The sequence below is a fragment of the Streptomyces panacea genome (assembly GCF_040560175.1).
Classification (GTDB): domain Bacteria; phylum Actinomycetota; class Actinomycetes; order Streptomycetales; family Streptomycetaceae; genus Streptomyces; species Streptomyces panacea.
The window spans coordinates 1-17,976 of record NZ_JARJHW010000152.1; the positions used below are offsets into that span (position 1 = coordinate 1).

18 protein-coding genes are annotated in these 17,976 nt (G+C 71.5%); 11 read left to right on the forward strand and 7 right to left on the reverse strand.

Annotated features, from left to right (window positions below):
- From P3L51_RS27490 to P3L51_RS27500, 3 genes are all read right to left on the reverse strand, one after another.
- Positions 1 to 478 (reverse strand): RpiB/LacA/LacB family sugar-phosphate isomerase (locus P3L51_RS27490; RefSeq protein ID WP_354607994.1); only part of this gene is annotated, 478 nt, incomplete at its 3' end.
- Between the two features lie 3 nt (positions 479 to 481).
- Complete coding sequence (locus tag P3L51_RS27495) at positions 482 to 1,456, reverse strand: ribokinase (protein ID WP_354607995.1); 975 nt, start codon at positions 1,454 to 1,456, stop codon at positions 482 to 484.
- A 208-nt stretch (positions 1,457 to 1,664) separates the two neighbouring features.
- The gene (locus P3L51_RS27500; protein WP_354607996.1) at positions 1,665 to 2,675 is read right to left on the reverse strand and encodes a LacI family DNA-binding transcriptional regulator; all 1,011 of its coding nucleotides are present in this window, start codon (positions 2,673 to 2,675) and stop codon (positions 1,665 to 1,667) included.
- Positions 2,676 to 2,922: 247 nt separating this feature from the next.
- Between P3L51_RS27500 and P3L51_RS27505 the strand changes: the two genes are divergently transcribed.
- Positions 2,923 to 3,702, forward strand: coding sequence for an SDR family NAD(P)-dependent oxidoreductase (locus tag P3L51_RS27505; RefSeq protein WP_354607997.1), 780 nt, complete (start codon positions 2,923 to 2,925; stop codon positions 3,700 to 3,702).
- Between the two features lie 209 nt (positions 3,703 to 3,911).
- Here P3L51_RS27505 and P3L51_RS27510 read toward each other — a convergent pair whose 3' ends face one another.
- The gene (locus P3L51_RS27510) at positions 3,912 to 4,862 is read right to left on the reverse strand and encodes a DMT family transporter (RefSeq protein ID WP_354607998.1); all 951 of its coding nucleotides are present in this window, start codon (positions 4,860 to 4,862) and stop codon (positions 3,912 to 3,914) included.
- Positions 4,863 to 4,902: 40 nt separating this feature from the next.
- Between P3L51_RS27510 and P3L51_RS27515 the strand changes: the two genes are divergently transcribed.
- From P3L51_RS27515 to P3L51_RS27530, 4 genes are all read left to right on the forward strand, one after another.
- Positions 4,903 to 5,409 (forward strand): MarR family winged helix-turn-helix transcriptional regulator, encoded by a 507-nt coding sequence (locus P3L51_RS27515; protein ID WP_354607999.1) that lies wholly within the window; start codon positions 4,903 to 4,905, stop codon positions 5,407 to 5,409.
- An 83-nt stretch (positions 5,410 to 5,492) separates the two neighbouring features.
- Complete coding sequence (locus tag P3L51_RS27520; protein WP_354608000.1) at positions 5,493 to 6,173, forward strand: ArsR/SmtB family transcription factor; 681 nt, start codon at positions 5,493 to 5,495, stop codon at positions 6,171 to 6,173.
- Between the two features lie 56 nt (positions 6,174 to 6,229).
- A complete protein-coding gene (locus P3L51_RS27525) occupies positions 6,230 to 7,636 on the forward strand; it encodes an MFS transporter (protein ID WP_354608001.1) in 1,407 nt (468 codons plus the stop codon).
- Between the two features lie 380 nt (positions 7,637 to 8,016).
- Positions 8,017 to 9,225: an FUSC family protein gene (locus P3L51_RS27530; protein ID WP_354608011.1), complete on the forward strand. Its 1,209-nt coding sequence runs from the start codon at positions 8,017 to 8,019 to the stop codon at positions 9,223 to 9,225.
- A 51-nt stretch (positions 9,226 to 9,276) separates the two neighbouring features.
- Here the strand turns inward: P3L51_RS27530 and P3L51_RS27535 are convergent, their stop codons facing one another.
- Entirely contained in the window at positions 9,277 to 9,693 is a 417-nt protein-coding gene (locus tag P3L51_RS27535; protein ID WP_354608002.1) for a MerR family transcriptional regulator, read from the reverse strand.
- An 82-nt stretch (positions 9,694 to 9,775) separates the two neighbouring features.
- Between P3L51_RS27535 and P3L51_RS27540 the strand changes: the two genes are divergently transcribed.
- Together P3L51_RS27540 and P3L51_RS27545 are read left to right on the forward strand one after the other, a co-directional pair.
- On the forward strand, positions 9,776 to 10,876 hold the full coding sequence (locus P3L51_RS27540) for an alkene reductase (RefSeq protein ID WP_354608003.1): 1,101 nt from the start codon (positions 9,776 to 9,778) through the stop codon (positions 10,874 to 10,876).
- Between the two features lie 30 nt (positions 10,877 to 10,906).
- Positions 10,907 to 11,239, forward strand: coding sequence for a DUF6191 domain-containing protein (locus tag P3L51_RS27545; RefSeq protein ID WP_354608004.1), 333 nt, complete (start codon positions 10,907 to 10,909; stop codon positions 11,237 to 11,239).
- A gap of 43 nt (positions 11,240 to 11,282) precedes the next feature.
- Here P3L51_RS27545 and P3L51_RS27550 read toward each other — a convergent pair whose 3' ends face one another.
- Complete coding sequence (locus P3L51_RS27550; protein WP_354608005.1) at positions 11,283 to 12,437, reverse strand: lactonase family protein; 1,155 nt, start codon at positions 12,435 to 12,437, stop codon at positions 11,283 to 11,285.
- Between the two features lie 175 nt (positions 12,438 to 12,612).
- Positions 12,613 to 13,491 carry a hypothetical protein gene (locus P3L51_RS27555; RefSeq protein ID WP_354608006.1) on the reverse strand — a complete coding sequence of 293 codons (879 nt, stop codon included), beginning with the start codon at positions 13,489 to 13,491 and terminating at the stop codon, positions 12,613 to 12,615.
- 473 nt (positions 13,492 to 13,964) lie between these two features.
- Between P3L51_RS27555 and P3L51_RS27560 the strand changes: the two genes are divergently transcribed.
- From P3L51_RS27560 to P3L51_RS27575, 4 genes are all read left to right on the forward strand, one after another.
- Entirely contained in the window at positions 13,965 to 15,062 is a 1,098-nt protein-coding gene (locus P3L51_RS27560) for a peptidoglycan recognition protein family protein (RefSeq protein ID WP_354608007.1), read from the forward strand.
- A gap of 292 nt (positions 15,063 to 15,354) precedes the next feature.
- Positions 15,355 to 16,410 carry an aldo/keto reductase gene (locus P3L51_RS27565; protein WP_354608008.1) on the forward strand — a complete coding sequence of 352 codons (1,056 nt, stop codon included), beginning with the start codon at positions 15,355 to 15,357 and terminating at the stop codon, positions 16,408 to 16,410.
- A gap of 114 nt (positions 16,411 to 16,524) precedes the next feature.
- The gene (locus tag P3L51_RS27570) at positions 16,525 to 17,175 is read left to right on the forward strand and encodes a TMEM175 family protein (protein WP_354608009.1); all 651 of its coding nucleotides are present in this window, start codon (positions 16,525 to 16,527) and stop codon (positions 17,173 to 17,175) included.
- A 124-nt stretch (positions 17,176 to 17,299) separates the two neighbouring features.
- Positions 17,300 to 17,976 (forward strand): hypothetical protein (locus tag P3L51_RS27575; protein ID WP_354608010.1); only part of this gene is annotated, 677 nt, incomplete at its 3' end.

Sequence of the window (17,976 nt, forward strand, 5' to 3'; positions counted from 1 at the left end):
GCGCGACGGGCGGCGCCGGGTTGAGCTCGCGGGCCGACCTGAGCTCCAGCTCGTGGAGCTTGGCGACCCGCCGAACGGTGTCCTCGTCGTCGTCGAACGTCGCGCCGAGGAACGCCTCGACGACCGCGCCGGCCATCGCCGGACCGATCAGCCAGGCGCCCATGGCGATGGCGTTGGCGTCGTCGTGCTCGACGGCCTGGTGCGCCGAGTAGACGTCGTGTCCGAGACCGCAACGGATCCCGGCGATCTTGTTGGCCGCCATCAGCGCCCCGGCGCCGGTGCCGCACACGAGCACGGCGCGGTCGGCCTCGCCGGTGCGTACGGCGTCGCAGGTGGCGAAGGTGATGTCGGGGAAGTCGACCGGCGCGTCACTGTCCGTCCCGCGGTCGAGGACTTCGTGTCCGAGCCGTTCGATGACGCCGCGCACATGGTCCTTCAGCGCGTGTCCGGCGTGGTCGTTTCCCACAGCGATTCTCATGTGTCAGCCCTTCGTGGTGAGTTCGGTGATGTCGGTGGCGGCGGCGTTCCCGTACGCCTCTCGCGTCTCGTGCGCGTACGGGATCGAGGCCATCGCCCCGCGCCGGGTGACCGTGACCGCGGCGGCGGCCGAAGCCGTGGTCAGTGCCGCGGGCAGGTCCGTCTCGCCCCGGGCGAGTGCCGCCGCGAGATAGCCGGTGTAGGTGTCACCGGCCGCGGTGGTGTCGACGGCGGTGACCTGTACGGCGGGGATGTGCGCCACCCGGTCGCCGACGTTGACGTACGCGCCGTCCGCGCCCGTGGTGCAGACGACCACGCAGTCCAGCGCTCGTGAGGTGGCGAGCACGGTCCCCGCCACATCCCCCGGCCCGTCGGCGCCCGCACCGGCCCCGACCAGCCCGGCGACCGCCCGCATCTCCACCTGGTTGACCACCAGCAGGTCGATGTCGTTCGTCAGGCAGGCGGTGTCGGCCGGCGCCGGTGCGGCGTTGAGTACGACGGTGGCGCCACGCTCCTTGGCGAAGCGGGCCGCGTGGGCGACCACCGATACCGGGGTCTCCAGCTGGAGCAGTACGAGATCGCCCGGTGCCACCCCCGTGAGCCCCGACTCGACGTCCTCGCGGGTGAGGCGGGCGTTCGCGCCGGACGCCACGATGATGCGGTTCTCGCCGCCCGCCTCCACGGCGACGACCGCCGTGCCCGTGTGCGTACCGCCGACCGTTGCCACCGACCCGGTCGCCACCCCGGATTCGGCCAGCGCCCGGCGTACGAGCAGGCCGTGCGCGTCGTCGCCGAGCGCGCCGATCATGACGACCGTCGCGCCGGCCCGTGCGGCAGCCACGGCCTGGTTGCCGCCCTTGCCTCCGGCGGTGATCAGTACGTCCGAGGCGAGTACGGTCTCGCCTGCCGCCGGGAACGCGGGCACCTCCAGGAGCTGGTCGGCGTTGAGGCTGCCGACGACGAAGACGGTGGTGGGCATGGGGGATCCCCGTTCATGGGTGTGGAAGGCGGCGCGGTGCGCCGAGGGACGGCGGGCGCCGGTCGGGCGCGCCGATTCCCTCGCAGGGCCTGATTCGGATGAGCGGTTGTATGAGGTACGAGATGGCGGCAGGGCGCCCGTCGCCGGAAACGCCGAGGCCGGACGGCGGGCACGGGCCGGGGTGTGGCCCTGTGCCGCCTGTCGGCGGCTACGGGTGTCGGCGTGCCCCGCCCGATGACTCCCGCACGACGAGGCGCGTCGGGAGGACCACCGATTCGGGTGTGCGGCCCTCGATGATGTCGAGGAGGAGTCTCATCGCCGTCGACCCCATGGCCTGCGCGTCGTGCGAGACGACGGTGAGCGGCGGGTCGAGTTCGGAGAACCACTCGATGTCGTCGAAGGCCACCAGGTCGACGTCCGAACCGATCCGCAGTCCCCGGCGGCGCAGCGCGCCGAGCGCGCCCACCGCCATCGGACTGTCGGCCGCGAGCAGCGCGGTCGGCGGACGTCCGCCGGACAGCAGCCGCTCGGCGGCCGTCGAGCCGCTCGCCGAACGGAAGTCGCCGGAGGTGATCAGCTCGGGGTCGGCGTCGAGACCGTGCCGGGCCACCGCGCGTACGAAGGCGTCGTGCCTGGCGCGGCCGGTGGAGATGGACCGGGGGCCGCCGATGTAGCCGATACGGGTGTGGCCGCGGTCGGCGAGATGGGCGACGGCCAGGTCGATGCCCAGCGCGTTGTCGGAGGTCACGCTGGGCACCTCGAAGCCGTCGACGGTCCGGTCGACGAAGACGAGGGGCACGGTGGTGGCGAGGGTCCGGAGGTGGGCGCTGTCCTCGCCCTGCGGAGCGATGATGATGCCGTCGACCCGCTGGGTGAGGAAGGACTCCAGATAGGTGTCCTGCTGCTTCGGATCCTCGTTGGCGTTGGCGAGGAGGGTGACGTACGAGGCGCGCAGCGCCGCTTGTTCGGCGCCGTGCGCCACATCGGCGAAGAACGGGTTGCGTACGTCGGAGATGAGCAGCCCCACCGTCTGGGAACGGGCCGAACGCAGGGAGCGCGCACGGGCGTCGGGCCGGTAGCCGAGTTCGGCGACGGCGGCGTGGACGCGTTCACGGGCGGCGGGGGAGGTGGAGGGATTGCCGGACAGCACGCGGGACGTCGTGCCCACGGAGACGCCGGCGAGTGCGGCGACGTCCTTGATGGTCACGGTGCTGTCCATGGGTGCCTCTTGCGGATCGGTGCGTATGAGCGCATGGGTGGGTGGTCGGCGGACTGACGGGACTGTATCCCGCGACGCTCTGGAAACGATTCCATGGAAACGTTTCCGAGACAGGATCCTGAAGTGTCCCCCGCGACGCGTCAAGGGGTTCGGCCGATCGGATTTCGGATCGGCCTCCGGATCGGTCAGCGCGCCGGGCACGTCACCCACCAGGCCGGGAGCCCGGTCCGACGTCTAATCTGCGGGCATGGAATCGCAGGCGTACCTCTCCGAACTGTTCTCCTTGGAAGGCCGCGTGGCCCTGGTCACCGGCGGCAGTTCCGGTATCGGCAAGGCCATCACCGAGGCCCTCGCCCGGGCCGGCGCGAGCGTCGTGATCGTGGCGCGCCGGGAGGCCGAACTGACCGCCACGGTCGACGAGTTGACGGACCGCGGCTGCCGGGCGGCATGGGTGAGCGGCGACCTCGGAACGCGTGAGGGCGTACGTACGGTGGCCGACGAGGCGGCGGAGATGTTCGGCGAACCCGACACGCTCGTCAACTGCGCCGGGGTCAATCTGCGGCCCCCGCTGGGGGAGACCGGCGACGACGAGTGGGACACGACGATGGCCGTGAATCTGGAGGCCCCGTATCTGCTGGGACAGCGATTCGGACCCGGCATGGCCGAGCGCGGTTTCGGCCGGATCATCCATGTCACCTCCCAGCAGGCGCACCGGGCGTTCGTGCGGAGCGGTGTCTACGGTGTCTCCAAGGGCGCGCTGGAGTCGCTGGCCCGCTCGCAGGCCGAGGCGTGGTCGCCGTACGGGGTCACCTGCAACACGCTGGTGCCGGGGTTCGTGATGACGCCGCTCAACGAACGGCTGTCGTCCGACCCCGAGCGGGTGGCGGCGCTCGCCGCGCGCACGATGACCGGGCGCAACGGGGTGGCGGAGGACTTCGCGGGCGCGGCCGTGTTCCTGGCGAGCCGGGCCTCCGCGTACGTCACGGGGCAGTCGGTCTTCGTGGACGGCGGGTTCCACGTCCACTGAGGTTCGGCGCGGCGTACGGCGGCGAACCCCCGGCCCCGGAGGAACCGCGCCCGGTCCCGGACCGACCGTCCCGGCCCCGGACGAACCGCGCCCGGTCCCGGGCCGTCTGCCCCCGCCCCGGACGAATCGCGCCCGGCCCTGGACCGACCCCCCCGCACCGGCGGGATCCCGGACCGACCGCGCCCGTCGTTGACCAACCGCGCCCCGGATCAAGCCTGTTGGTGCGGGTCCGGGCGCGGGTGCGGGCGCGGGCGTGACTCGGGTACGCCGGACCGCGCCGCCGACCGGCGGGCGCGCCGGGCGCGCACGGCGCGCGTCACGCCCGGCTGTCCCAGCACGATGCCCAGGAAGACCAGCACCAGCCCGGCGCACTGGCGCGCCGTGAGGGTGTCTCCGGCGACGAGCGTGCCGAGCAGGACGCCGGTCACCGGGTTGAGGAGACCGATGAGCCCCACTGTCCCCGCGCTCAAGTGCCGCAGGCCGGCGAACCAGGCCGTGAAGGCGAGAGCGGTCGCTACGCCGGACACGTAGACGAAACCGAGCACCGCGCCCCCGTCCAGGGCGGGCGGCGCGCCTTCGACGGCGATCGCGACGGGCACGAGAACCACACCTCCGGCGATGAGCTGCCAGGAGGTCAGCGCGAACACGTCGACGTCCGGGCACCACTTCTTGGTCAGGATGTAGCCGATCGAGGACATCGCCATGGCCGCCACGGAGGCGAGCACGCCGAGCGGATCGATCCCGGTCGCGTTCGTGAGGAGCATGACGCAGACGCCCGCGATCCCGACTCCGGCGCCGACGGCCGGCAGTACGTGCGGGCGCTCCGCCAGCAGCGGCCAGGCCAGCATCATCATCACCACCGGCGCGGTCGCCATGACCGTCGAGGCGATGCTGGTCGGCAGGAGCTGCGCCGCCAGGTAGACGAGGGCGAAGAACGCCCCCATGTTCAGGGTGCCGAGCACCGGCACCTTCCACCACAGCGAGCCGTGCGGCCTCTGCCTGCTCAGCGCCAGCAGGACGATCCCCGCCGGCAGGGCGCGGAAGACCGCTCCGTACAGCGGATGGCCCGCCGGGAGATGGCGCTGCGTGACGAAGTACGTCGTGCCCCACGCGATCGGGGCGACTGCGGTGACGAGTGACCAGCGGGCGGTGGCTTCCATGGAAGCAATAATATCTTCCCTGGAAGGTATTATTGCCTCCATGGCTGAATCCCTTGACCGAGTGGCCCGTATCCAGCGGGAATGGGCCCGCGAGCGGCCCGATGTCGACGTGCGTCCACAGGGCGTGATCGGGCGGCTGCACCGCCTCGGCGCCTACCTCACCGAGGAGCTGTGCGTCGTGTACCGGAACCACGGCCTGGGGGAGGGAGACTTCGACGTTCTGGCCGCGCTGCGGCGGGCGGGCGCGCCGTTCGAGCGCGCGCCCGGCGAACTGGCCGAGCACACCATGGTCACCACGGGTGCGATGACCAAGCGCGTCGACCGCCTCGAACGGGCCGGACTCGTCTCCCGGCGTGCGAGTGAGAGCGACGGGCGCGGCAGGGTCGTCGCGCTGACCCCCGAGGGCCGCGCGCTCATCGACAGCGCCTTCTCGGAGCACATGGCCAACGAGCGCCGCCTCCTGGACGCGCTGACCGAGGAGGAGGCCGAGCGGCTCGAATCCCTGCTGACCAAGTGGCTGGCCGTGACGGAGGCCCCGCGCGACTGAACCGGGAGCCCCACACTCAATCGCAAAGACTTCTTCGCGAATAAGTCTTTGCGAAGAACTGTTCGCGGTCTAGTCTGCTCGGCATGACGGATTCGAACGAGACCCCTCGCGGTCCGAAGCACGGGTCGAACACGGTCGTCCTGGACGCGAAGGGGCTGCGCGCCCTGGCGCATCCCGTACGTGTCCAACTGGTCGGGCTCCTGCGGAAGTACGGCCCTTCGACCGCCACCCGGCTGGCCGAGCGGCTGGGGGTCAACTCCGGTACGGCCAGCTACCACCTGCGCCAGCTCGGTGACGCGGGGTTCGTCGAGGAGGACACGGAGCGCGGCAACGCACGGGAGCGCTGGTGGCGCGCGGTCCACCAGTCGACCTGGTTCAGCGATCGTGAGCTGGCGGAGCAGGAGCCCGAGGCGGCGTTGGCGTATCTCCAGTCGGTCGCCGCCGCGTACACCCTGCGCACCCAACGGGCTCTCAGCGAGCTTCAGACCATGCCCGACCGGTGGCGGGGCAGCTTCGACCTCAGTGACTGGGCGCTGCGGCTGACTCCCGAGGAGGTGGTGCGGCTTCGGGAGGAGTTGCGCGAACTCCTCTACCGCTACCGGGCGGACAGCCCGGAGGCGGCGGTCGAGCCGCCGGAGGGCACCGAGCGCATCTCCGTGATCACCCAGATCCTGCCGGAGCTGGACTCGCCGAGCCCGGACGGTCCGGACAGCCCCGACGCGAGCGACCCGGCTCGCGAACGTCCCCGGGGAATGGGAACCTGATGAGAAAGCTCGGGTCAAGTACCGCACGGTTGAAGGATTCTGACGGTAGGTCAGATATGCGTACGTCGCTGCCGCTCGTCGGCGTACTCGCCGCTATGGCGGTGTCGTTGACCGGTACGCGGGTCTCGGCCATCGCACTGCCCTGGTTCGTTCTCGTCACCACCGGCAGCGCCACCCAGACCGGGGTGGTGGCCTTCTGCGAGATGGCGCCGTACGTGGCGGTGAAGGCGTTCACCGGACCGCTCGTGGACCGGGCCGGGCCCCGGACCATCTCGTGGGCCACCGACCTGATCAGCGCCGCGGCCGCCCTCGCGGTTCCCCTCCTGCACGCGGCGGACCGGCTCTCGTTTCCCCTGCTGCTCGTGCTGGTCGCGTTGATCGGCGCGGCGCGGGGGCCGGGCGACCTGGCGAAGGACGTCATGGTCCCGGAGGCGGCCGACCACGGTCGCGTCCCTCTGGAGCGGGCCACCGGCTTCGCCGGCGTGACCGAACGGCTCGCCTCCACCCTCGGTCCGGCGGCAGGCGGTGTCCTGATCGCCTTCCTCGGGCCGCTGTCGGGCCTGACCGTCAACGCGGCCTGTTTCGCGCTCGGTTCGGTGATCATCGGGCTGATGCTGCCGCGCGGCATGGGGCAGCCGGCCGAGCACGTTCCGTCGCCCCAGGACGTTGCCGATCGCCCCTCCGATTCCTCTACCGATCGATCTACCGATTCCCCCGGTCCTCCGGCCGAGCCGGGCTACTGGCGGCGGTTCGGCCAGGGCTTCACCTTCCTGCGAAGCGAACCGCTGCTTCTCACGATCATGGTGATGGTCATGGTCACCAACTTCCTGGACGCGGCGTTCAGCACCGTGCTCCTGCCTGTCTGGGCCAAGGAGTCGGGAAACGGGCCGAGCGCCATCGGCCTGTGCGCCGGCGCGGGCGGACTCGCGGCGATCGGCGGCAGCCTGATCGCGGCGGCGGTCGCGCACCGGATGCGGCGGCGCGCGGTCTTCTTCGCCGGATTCCTCCTGGCGGGAGCGCCGCGATGGCTGATCCTCGCCTCGCCCGCACCTCTGTGGGCCGTGGTGGTGGTGTTCGCGGTCGGTGGCTTCGGCTCCGGTTTCCTCAACCCCATCCTGGCGGCCGTCAGTTACGAACGTGTACCCCGCCGCCTGCTGGGCCGGGTCAAGGCGCTCAGCGGCGCCCTCTCCTGGTCCGGTATGCCGCTCGGGGGGCTGCTCGGGGGCGCCGCGGTGGCCTCGTTCGGGCTGGCGCCGGTGCTGCTGGTGGGAGGGCTAGTGTACTTTCTCACGACGAATCTCACCGGACTGCGCCCGGAATGGCGGGAGATGGACCGACTGCGTGGCAAGGGCCGGCCGACCGACGACCCCGTCGTCCCACCGCCCACGGAGTTGACCGAGAGGCCGGGCCCGGGCCCGGAGCCGGAATCCGGCGGCGCCAGGCTGACGCGATCCGTCAGCTGATACGGCCACCGGTGACGAGACGGTCGGTGGTGACGAGACGGTCGGTGGTACGGCCACGGGCGACACACCCGCCCGGGTCGCGACCCACGAGGGGGCGTCCGACACGTGTCGGGCACCGCGCTTGGCCGACGGCGCCGACCGCGCGGACCAGACCGACGGCTTTCGGTGGCTGAGCGGAGAGGGCTTTCCGGTGGCCACCGCCTGACGCGCATCGGGCTCACATCGGCCTCGCGTCGGGCTCGCGTCGCCCGGCGCGGCGCCGGTGCCGCGTGTCGTACGGACTCCGGGCACGGTCTGTGTGCAGGGTGCTGCTCATGAGACTGCGGGCCGCGAACAAGGACGACAAGGGTGGCTCCGGCAACGGGCCGTTGACCGAGCTGATGGAACTGCGGAACGACGTCACCGTCACCCAGACGCTGCGTTCGACGGTGGCCGCGACGCTCGCCTACATCGTCGCGCTGTGGCTCAGCAGCGAACCCGCGCCGCTGACCGCGCCACTCACCGCGCTGCTGGTGGTGCAGGTGACTCTCTACTCCACCCTCACCACCAGCATCCGCCGGGTGAACGCCGTCGTCGCGGGTGTGCTGATCGCCATCGCATTCAGCGTGCTCGTCGGGCTGTCGTGGTGGAGCCTCGGGCTGATCATCCTGGCCTCGCTCCTCGCCGGCAGGCTCGTCCGCGTCAACGAGTTCGTTCCCGAGGTCGCGATCAGCGCCATGCTCGTCCTCGGCGTGACCCACGCGGCGAACACCGCCTGGGACCGTGTCGTGGAGACACTGATCGGCGCGGTGGTGGGGCTGCTGTTCAACGTGCTGTTCGTGCCGCCCGTCTGGGTCGCCGCGGCCGGGGAGTCCATCGAGGATCTCGCCCGGCAGATGCGCCGGCTGATGCGTGACGTCGGCGAGGAGCTGACCAGCCCCACCCCTGTCGAACGCGCCGCGGCCCGGCTGCGCGAGGCGCGGCGGCTCGACCACGGCATCGCCGAGGTGGACGCCGCGCTGCGCCAGGCCGAGGACAGCCTGCGGCTCAATCCGCGGGTCAAGGAAGGCCTGCTGCACCGGGTGGTGCTCCGCACCGGCCTCGACACGCTGGAGATCTGCGCGGTGGTGCTGCGCGTACTCACCCGCACGATCACGGACCTCGCCAAGGAGCGCCAGGAGGAGGACCTCTTCCAACCGGAGGTGGGATCCGCCCTGGAGGAGCTGCTGTCGCAGGTCGCCGACGCGCTCGTCAGTTTCGCCGTGCTGGTCACCACACAGACGAGCGATGCCGCCGAGGCGGCGGAGTCCCGTCTCGCCGGGGACCTGAGCGCCGCCGGGGCGACGCGCGAGAGGGCGGCGCACCTGCTGCTGGAAGGCGTACAGAGGCACCCGCGGCAGTGGCAGCTCCACGGCGCGCTGCTGTCGGAGATCGACAGGCTGCTGGACGAACTCGACACCGACCACCGCTCCCGCCGCCTGATGGAGGAGCTGGACAGATCCACCCGCGAACAGCGCGAACGGCACCCTTGGCTCACCGCGTTCAGCCACTGGCTGCGCGGTGTGGAACGGTCCGCGCTGAAGCGCCTCGCCGGGATGCGGCGCGGCTAGCGGGGCGGCTAAGGGGGCTACGGGCCAGGGAGGTGCCCTGCGGATCAGGCCCTACTGCCGGGACACGGCTGGTCGCTCGGGGTGCTCGGGCCGCTCGGGTTCCGTCCGGTGGGTACCGGACGCCGCCACGATGACGTCGTCCAGGATCTCCCGCGTGCGCATGAGTCCGGCGATCTGCTCGTCGATCCTGGCCCGCTGCCGCGTCAGATCGGCGACGAGCCACGGCGTCGCGGCCTCCGAAGGACCCCCGTCCTCGTCCCGCGTGCACGGCAGCAGCTCCGCGATCTTCCCGCTGCACAGTCCTGCGGCGAACAACTCCTGGATACGGATCACGCGGTCGACGGCCCGCTCCGGGTAGATGCGATGGCCCGAGGGCGTACGTGTGGACACGAGCAGCCCCTGCTCCTCGTAGTAGCGCAGCGAGCGCTCGCTGACGGCGGTACGTCTCGCCAGTTCGCCGATCTTCACGCTGCCTCCCGGGGTCCGTACCGTCGCCGTGGCGGTGACAGGGATTGAACCTGACACCAGTGTGAGGTCCTACCGTCCCGCCATGACGAAAACGACGCTCCTCGCCCCGTATTCCCTCGGCCCCCTCCGCCTCCCGAACCGCATGGTGATGGCTCCCATGACCCGCTACCGCGCGGCCGTGGACGGCACGCCCCTGCCGGTCGTCGCCGACCACTACGCGCAGCGCGCCGGCGCCGGCCTCATCGTCACCGAGGGCATCTGGCCCAGCGGCCGGGGCCAGAGCGGCTGGCGGCTCCCCGGACTGGAGACCGAGGCGCACGTCGAGGGATGGCGGGCCGTGACCGAGGCCGTGCACGCCGACGGCGGGCGGATCGTGGCCCAGCTGATGCACGGTGGCCGGCACGGACACCCACTGTCCCGGATCGACGGGGACGTGCCGAGCGGCCCGTCCGCCGTCCTGGTGCCCGGCCCCATCCACGTATGCGACGGCGGCAAGGCCGACCCCCTCCCGCCCCGCGAGATGACGCACGCCGACATTCGACAGGCCGTCGCCGACCACGCCAAGGCGGCCCAGAACGCCATGGCGGCCGGGTTCGACGGGGTCGAACTGCACGGCGCCAACAGCTACTTGATCCACCAGTTCCTCGCCGACAACACCAATCTGCGCACCGACGGCTACGGCGGTACGACCGAGGGCCGCATCCGCTTCCCCGTCGAGCTGGTCACGGCGGTCGCCGACGCGATCGGCGCCGGGCGGACGGGGCTGCGGCTCTCGCCGGGCAACCCCCAGTTCGGCATGGCGGAGGCCGACCCGGCCCCCGTCTACCGCGCGCTCCTCGACGCCGTCGACGGCCTCGGTCTGCTCTACCTCCACCTCACCGACAACGACACCTACCCGGCCCTCGCCGACCTGCGGCCCCGCTGGCACGGCCCGCTCATCGCGAACATCGGCGAGAACCGCGACCCGACCACCCGCGAGGGGGGCGAGGCGGTGCTCGCCGACGGGCTCGCCGACCTCGTCTCGTACGGCAGGTCCTTCATCGCCAACCCGGACCTTCCCGAGCGTTTCGCCTCCGGGGCGCCACTCAACAGCGTCGACGAGCGGCACCTCTACACGCACGGCGGCGAGGGCTACACCGACTACCCGGCGCTACGGCAGGCGCTCTGCTCCACCGGCACGTGACGCGGTGGCGTGTCCGGGCGATACTGACGCATGGGATTCGCCGTCTTCGTCACTCTGCCCGGTCTGGTCATTCTGCTGACCGCGCTGGCATTCATCGATCAACTGCTGCTCCGCGCCGGACGGGCCGGTGTCCTGCCCTGGCGCAACTCCGTCCGGCAGGGGCAGGTGTCGACCACCGGATTCGAGATGCTGCACGCGAGCCTCTCGCCGGGCAAGCAGAGCGAGTTGAAGGAGCGCCGGTCGGCGCTGCTGCTGCGGGACGACGAGGAGGACGGGGCTCCGCCGAACCGGACCATGGTGGATCTGGACGGCGGCACCGCGGTCGTACGGATACCGCGGGGCCGGCCGGACCGCCCGAACTGACCGGCCGGACCGGCGGGCCCCGGGTCTCGGAGCGGCGGTCGTCTCAGAGCGGCAGTACGCAGACGGCGACCGGTGATGTGAACGGCGGTCCGGCCGAGGCCAGTTGGCCGCTGTCCTGGTCGACGTGGAAGACGGACACGGCGTTCGACCGCTGATTGGCGGCGAACAGCAGCGTCCCGTCGGGGGAGAGGGCGAGCTGCCTCGGGTAGTCACCGCCCACCGGCACCGTGCCCAGCAGCCGCAGGCCGGCGCCGTTGTTCTCCACCGCGAAGCGGGACAGGCTGTTGTGCCCCCGGTTGGCGAGGAAGACGAACGCGCCGTTGGCGGTGATCACCGGCTGGGACGGGAAACTGTCGCCCGCGCCGCCGGCGCCGGTGGGCGACGGTGAGCCCGGGGTGAGGGCCCCGCTGTCGGGGGCGTACCCGCAGACGGCGATCGTGTTGTTCAACTCGTTGGCCAGATAGGCGAATTGCCCCGACGGGTGGAAGACGAGATGCCGCGGCCCGGCGCCCGCGGGCAGCGTCGCGTACGAGACACGGGTGAGCGTGCCCGCCGTCTCGTCGAGGCGGTAGGTATAGACGCTGTCGGTGCCGAGGTCGACGGCGAGGACATGGCCGCCGTCCGGGCTGGTGACGATCTGATGCGCGTGCGGGCCGTTCTGGCCGGGCCCCGGAGCCGGTTCGGAATGGGTGAGCAGATCGGTGCGCTCGCCCAGCGCGCCCGACGCCTCGATGGGGTGGACGGCGACATCGCCGGAGCCGTAGTTCGCGCTGAACAGCCACCGCCCGCCGGGATGCACCGACAGATGGCAGGGCGACGAGCCGCCGGTGCCGCGCGTGCCGAGGACCGTGTGGCCGCCGTCCGCGCCCAGCGCGATCGCGGTGACGCCGCCGTCCTGACGCTCGTTGACCGCGTACAGGGTGGTGCCGTCGGGGTGCGCGGTGAGGTACGAGGGGTCGCCGACGCCCTGGAGGGTCCCGGTGGCGGTGATGTGGCCCGTAGCCGTGTCGTAAGTGGCGAGCCCGATGCCCGGACCGCCGCTGGAGGTGTACGTACCGATGAACAGCGGCCCTGTGGCGCGGGGTTGCCGGGAGCGGGTCGCCGTTCCCGGAGCTGTCGCTGTCGCTGTCGCTGTCTGGGTCGCGGTCGCGGTCGCCGTGGCGGGCACCGAGAGCGTCGCGACGGCGGCAGCCACCATGCCGACGACCTGACGGCGGCTCGGCCCTCCGGTTCCTGTCTCTGTTCCTGTTCCTGTGCGGTCGCTTCTCATGCCGGGCACCTCGAATGACTCGTGGGGGGAGAGTGCTTGCCGATGTTGTGGCAGCCACCCTGTCGCCATCGCGCTCTCCTCGGCAAGAGCCCCTCCGGCGGCGTCAGTCGCGCAGTGCCAACGCGTCGCCCATCACGATCACGGGATGCTTCGCCGGGTCGAGGAGACGCAGGAGTTCCACCATCCGCGTTCTCGACAGCGAGACGCACGCCTGGGTGGGGCCTTTGTGGTCGACATGGATCCAGACGCCGCCGCCCTTGCCGAGCCCGAGGGGGCGGGTCGTGTTCAGCGGGGTGGTCCCCGGGATCCGGTTGTAGTCGATGGCCACCACGTAGTCGAAGGAGCCTTCCAGCGGCTCACCCAGGAAGCCGGTGCCCGGGGCCTCGAAGTCGCCGCTCCTGTCGTACGGGAGTCTGGCCCCGGGGTCGGGGAGCCGGCCGCCGGCGTCGCGGAGTGTGAAGACACCGATCGGCGAACGCAGGTCGGAGTCCCGGTGGTCGTAGGTCCAGCCGCGCAGCGCGTTGTGCGCGGGCCAGCGGTTGGTGACGGGTGACCAGCCCGTGTCCGCGTCGCGCTCGTACAGCACGACGCCGGACCGGGGCGACTTGCGGCCCTCGCCGCTCACGACGAGCGCCTGGCGGCTGGCGACGGGGATACGGGATCGGGTGGCCGGGCCGAGACCGGGGATCTCACGGACCAGAGCCGCCTCCACGGGCGTACCGGCAAGACCGCGGGCCGCCTCGTTCGGCGAGCCCTGGTTCCGCTGGGCGGGCCTGCCCGCCACGTGCTCCCCGTCCGCCGACTTGCTCTCCGTGGCCGGGCGTTCCGCCCTCCGGTTCTGCGGCGGCCGGCTCTCCGCGGGCTGCCCGGCTCTCGGTGGGGGCGCGTGCTCCGCGCATCCGGTGAGGAGCAGGCACGTACAGAGCGAGGTGACGGCCAGGGCGCCCCTGGCGAGGCGGAGAGCGCGGGGGAGGGGGAGCATGTCGAACCTTTCGTGGGACGGTGGCAGACGGTCCGTCCTCGTCCGCCGCGTTTCTCTGCGTCATGAAACGCGATCATCGTGTGATCGGACCGCCCCGAGATACGTGATCAGACACGGACCCGCAGATTTCCCCCGTTCTGCCTAAGACGACATCGGATGCCCGGACGAGAACCGCGACTTCCGGTCTCCCCTTCCTCCGGTCCCCGCCATTGGTACGAGCAAAGGCGGCCGGGGGTGATTCGTCGTGCCACGGGTGATTCGCGAACGCGCGTGGTTCCAGTCAGCCGAAAGAGCGTCAAATAGCTTGCCCGACAGGGTTGTCGGGGACATGGCGGGATTGCTTGTCTGGATGCGTCGCGGACAGTCGACGCGCGTCAACTCCGCCCCACCGGAGTGGCGTACGCCTGTTGCGCGGCATGCCCGTTGTCGGTGGACCGGGAGAGCGTTCCCCCCCACTTCCCAAGGAGATCGACATGGTTACCAAGCCAGACCCCGGCCGTCGTACGGTGCTGCGGGGTGGTCTGACCGCCACAGCGGCCGGCGCCCTCGGGCTCGCCGCGAACGGACCGGCCGACGCCGCCCCGGCGCGCGCGAGCCGCCGCCCGGCGGCCGGATCGCCGCTCGCCGCGGCCGAGCCGCGGATCTACAGCACCACCGAATGGGGCGCGCGGCCCCCCAGCCAGCAGATCGTCGTGCTCGACCGGGTGCCGACCTACATCGTCGTGCACCACACCGCCGAGCCCGGCAACAGCGAGGACTACTCGCTGGAGCACGCGATGGCGATCTGCCGGTCGATCCAGAACTTCCATATGGACGGCCAGGGTTGGGGTGACTCCGGTCAGCAGTTCACCAACTCGCGCGGCGGCTTCGTCCTCGAAGGCCGGCACCAGAGCCTCGACGCCGTACGCGGCGGTACGCGGCACGTCCAGGGCGCGAACGTCGGCGGCCGGAACAGCGAGGTCATCGGCATCGAGAACGAAGGCCTCTACACGGAGGTCGACGTACCGGCCGCGCTCTGGAACTCGCTCGTCCAGCTCGTCGCGTGGATCGCCACCCAGTACGGGCGGCCGGTCGCCGACATCATGGGCCACCGCGACTTCAACTCCACCGAATGCCCCGGCGACGTGCTCTACGGCAGACTGCGGGAGCTGCGCGACGCGGTCGCCGGCGCACTGGGTGTCGCGCCGGCCGACCGGCCCACCGTCTGGCCGCTGCTGCGGCCGGGGGCCGCCGGGCCCCAGGTGCGTGCCGCGCAGTACCTGCTGCGTGCCCGTGGCTTCTCGGACGTACCGGTGGACGGGGTCTTCGGCCCGGACACGAAGCGCGCGGTGATGAAGCTGGCCGACGTGCACCACGTGGAGAAGCACACCTGCGCGGCCACGGTCCGCGGCGGCACGGACGAGACCGGCTACCTCGGCTCGGACATCTGGCCGCTGATCACCCCGAAGGTCAGGGCGGGCGACAACGCCGACGTCGCGCGGGCGGTGACCACCCTGCACCGCGCCGGCGCGAACCGGGCCCACTCGACCGGCGTACTCACCGCGACGGAGTGGAAGCACCTGCTGGCCTGACGGGCCCACGCGCCGGACCGCACCGTGCGGGCGGTCCGGCGTGGCGTCGGCGGCAGGAATCACACCTCCTGCCGCCGGAGCCCTCCATACGGATGACGCCGATCCACGCGGGTGCTGCCCCGTACGGCGTGAAGGTTATGGACGCGACCCCGGAAGTGACCGGGTGTCACATGTCTGTCCTGTTGCCAACCCGGACGGACGTCGCTGACGTTCGGTGGTCCGGGGCAGACTGGGCGCGCTGATCCACTCGCCTGATCCACTTCACTGATCGACCTCTGCCAGGGAGCGCACGATGACGGAGTACCGGAACCTCGGCCGCACGGGTGTGAAGGTCAGCCCCCTCTGCCTCGGCACGATGATGTTCGGGGCCCGCGGCAACACCGACCACGACGACAGCGTCCGGATCATCCACCGCGCGCTCGACTCGGGCATCAACTTCGTCGACACCGCCGACGTGTACTCGGCGGGTGAGTCGGAGACCGTCGTCGGCAAGGCACTGGCCGGCGGGCGCAGGGACGGTGTCGTCCTCGCGACCAAGTTCCACGGAGTCCTCGGCGAAGGGCCCAACGAGCGCGGCAATTCCCGGCGTTGGATCATCCAGGAGGTCGAGAACAGCCTGCGCAGACTGGGCACCGACCGGATCGACCTCTACCAGGTGCACCGGCCCGAGCCGGACACCGACTTCGACGAGACGCTGGGCGCGCTGACCGATCTCGTACGCCAGGGCAAGATCCGCTACATCGGCACCTCCACCTTCGAACCGTCGGCGATCGTCGAGGGGCAGTGGATCGCGGAGCGCCGCGGCCGGGAACGGGTGGCGACCGAGCAGCCGCCGTACTCGCTGCTCGCACGTGGCATCGAGCGCGAGATGCTGCCCGTGGCGCAGCGCTACGGCCTCGGCGTGCTGTCCTGGAGCCCGCTGGCCGGTGGCTGGCTGTCCGGCCGCTTCCGCAAGGGCGCCGCGCAGCCCGCCTCCAGCCGGTCCGAGCAGCAGGCGGCGCGCTTCGACATCACGGCCCAGGAGAACGCGGCCAAGCTGGAAGCGGCCGAGAGTCTGGCGCTGCTGGCCGAGGAGGCCGGGCTGACGCTCGTGCAACTGGCGGTGGCGTTCGTCATCGAACACCCGGCGGTCACGTCCGCGATCATCGGGCCGCGGACGTACGAGCAGTTGGAGAGCCAGCTGGGAGCGGACGAGGTACGCCTCAGCCGCGACGTGCTGGACCGGATCGACGAGATCGTGCCGCCGGGCACCAACCTGTCCGGGCGGGACGCCGGATACCTGCCCCCGTCGATCGCCGACGCGTCCCGGCGCCGAAGGTCCGCCGCATCCGCTCAGCCCTCCTACTGAGGTTCCACGGGCGCCCCTGGGGCGTGTCCGGTGGATCGGAGAGTCCGTTCGTGGCCCACTCGTCACGTTCCTGTTCCCCTCTCTCTTCCTGGGCACGTCCCTTCCGGAGCCGCTATGAAGACCCTGACCGAAGAGGCCCGTGACGAACGGGGCACCACGCGTCTGTTCGCCCTGTGCGACGGCGTGTTCGCCATCGCCATGACGCTGCTCGCCCTCGACCTGCGGGTGCCCGACCTCGGCAAGGACCCCAGCGACGCCTCGCTGCGGGAGGCCCTCGCCGATCTGGAGCCGCGCTATCTGTCGTTCCTGGTCAGCTTCTACGCCATCGCGAGCTACTGGCGACGCCACCGCAGCGAGATGCGAACGGTCCGCGTCAGCCCGCCGAGGCTCGTACGGCTGACCATGCTCCTCCTGCTGACGATCACCGTGCTGCCGTTCGTCTCCAACGTCCTCGGCTCCTACGGGAACCAGGCCGGGATCGCCGTGGCCGCCTACGCCGGGGTGAACGTCGTCGCGGCCGGCACGCTGTTGGTGATCCGGCATGTGGTCGACAGGCACGAACCCCCGGCGGAGGCCGCGAGCGAGCACGCACGGTACGAGCTCTGGTTCGACCTGGCCGCCTTCGTGCTGGCCGTTCCCTCGGGCTACGTCTTTCCCGGCGAAGGGCCGCAGGCGCTGATCGCTCTCCTCGTGCTGAGCGCCGCCGCCTCCTTCGCGACGCGGCACCTCCTGAAGAGGCGCACGAACGCCGGGCCGCTCGCCTAGGCCGGTCCGGCCGCCCAGTGGGACCCCCTCTTGAGCGACTGCTCAAAGTGCTGCTACTTTCAGTTGAGCGGTCGCTCAAGAGCGAGGCGATCAGCAAGTGTGGGGCCGGAGACCGGGGGACGGCATGGGCCTGTACGTCGAGACACGCATCCGTACGGAGATGGACACGCTCTGGGAGCGGACACAGGATCCGGCGCACCACCGGCGGTGGGATCTGCGTTTCTCGGAGATCGACCACCTGCCCCGTCCGCCGGGCGAGCCACAGCGGTTCCGCTACGCGGTCCGGGTGCTGCCCTTTCTCACCGTCTCGGGTACCGGCGTCAGCGCGGGGGAGAGCGGCGGGGCCGACGGGCGGCGCGTCAGCGTACTGAGGTTCGCCTCGTCGCACCCCCTCTCCCTCCTCGCGGAGGGCAGCGGGTACTGGCGCTATGTGCCCACGCCCGACGGCATCCGCTTCCTCACCGGCTACGACTACCGCCCCCGCTGGGGCCGGTTCGGCGCCGTCGCCGACCGGTGGGTGTTCCGGCCGCTGATGGGCTGGGCGACGGCCTGGTCCTTCGACCGGCTGCGGCTCTGGTGCGAGCACGACATCAGGCCGGCTCGATCACTCGCGTACGGGGTGGCCGAGCTGGCCGTCCGACTGCTCGCCGTACCCGGCGCGTTGGGGTCGGCCGCCCTGTTCGGCATGCCCGCGTCCCTCGCGCTCACCCTCGCCGCCCTGCTGTTCCTCGTGCCCCCGCTGCCACACACCCCGGCCGCCCGCCGCTGTCGGCGTACGCCGCGGGGACGTCCGGCCGGGCC

What these genes read in the sequence shown, in the direction of transcription:
- P3L51_RS27495 (WP_354607995.1), bottom strand. Translation starts at nt 1,456, where the DNA reads ATGCCCACCACCGTCTTCGTCGTCGGCAGCCTCAACGCCGACCAGCTC.
- P3L51_RS27500 (WP_354607996.1), bottom strand. Translation starts at nt 2,675, where the DNA reads ATGGACAGCACCGTGACCATCAAGGACGTCGCCGCACTCGCCGGCGTC.
- P3L51_RS27505 (WP_354607997.1), top strand. Translation starts at nt 2,923, where the DNA reads ATGGAATCGCAGGCGTACCTCTCCGAACTGTTCTCCTTGGAAGGCCGC.
- P3L51_RS27510 (WP_354607998.1), bottom strand. Translation starts at nt 4,862, where the DNA reads ATGGAAGCCACCGCCCGCTGGTCACTCGTCACCGCAGTCGCCCCGATC.
- P3L51_RS27515 (WP_354607999.1), top strand. Translation starts at nt 4,903, where the DNA reads ATGGCTGAATCCCTTGACCGAGTGGCCCGTATCCAGCGGGAATGGGCC.
- P3L51_RS27520 (WP_354608000.1), top strand. Translation starts at nt 5,493, where the DNA reads ATGACGGATTCGAACGAGACCCCTCGCGGTCCGAAGCACGGGTCGAAC.
- P3L51_RS27525 (WP_354608001.1), top strand. Translation starts at nt 6,230, where the DNA reads ATGCGTACGTCGCTGCCGCTCGTCGGCGTACTCGCCGCTATGGCGGTG.
- P3L51_RS27530 (WP_354608011.1), top strand. Translation starts at nt 8,017, where the DNA reads ATGGAACTGCGGAACGACGTCACCGTCACCCAGACGCTGCGTTCGACG.
- P3L51_RS27540 (WP_354608003.1), top strand. Translation starts at nt 9,776, where the DNA reads ATGACGAAAACGACGCTCCTCGCCCCGTATTCCCTCGGCCCCCTCCGC.
- P3L51_RS27545 (WP_354608004.1), top strand. Translation starts at nt 10,907, where the DNA reads ATGGGATTCGCCGTCTTCGTCACTCTGCCCGGTCTGGTCATTCTGCTG.
- P3L51_RS27550 (WP_354608005.1), bottom strand. Translation starts at nt 12,437, where the DNA reads ATGGTGGCTGCCGCCGTCGCGACGCTCTCGGTGCCCGCCACGGCGACC.
- P3L51_RS27555 (WP_354608006.1), bottom strand. Translation starts at nt 13,491, where the DNA reads ATGCTCCCCCTCCCCCGCGCTCTCCGCCTCGCCAGGGGCGCCCTGGCC.
- P3L51_RS27560 (WP_354608007.1), top strand. Translation starts at nt 13,965, where the DNA reads ATGGTTACCAAGCCAGACCCCGGCCGTCGTACGGTGCTGCGGGGTGGT.
- P3L51_RS27565 (WP_354608008.1), top strand. Translation starts at nt 15,355, where the DNA reads ATGACGGAGTACCGGAACCTCGGCCGCACGGGTGTGAAGGTCAGCCCC.
- P3L51_RS27570 (WP_354608009.1), top strand. Translation starts at nt 16,525, where the DNA reads ATGAAGACCCTGACCGAAGAGGCCCGTGACGAACGGGGCACCACGCGT.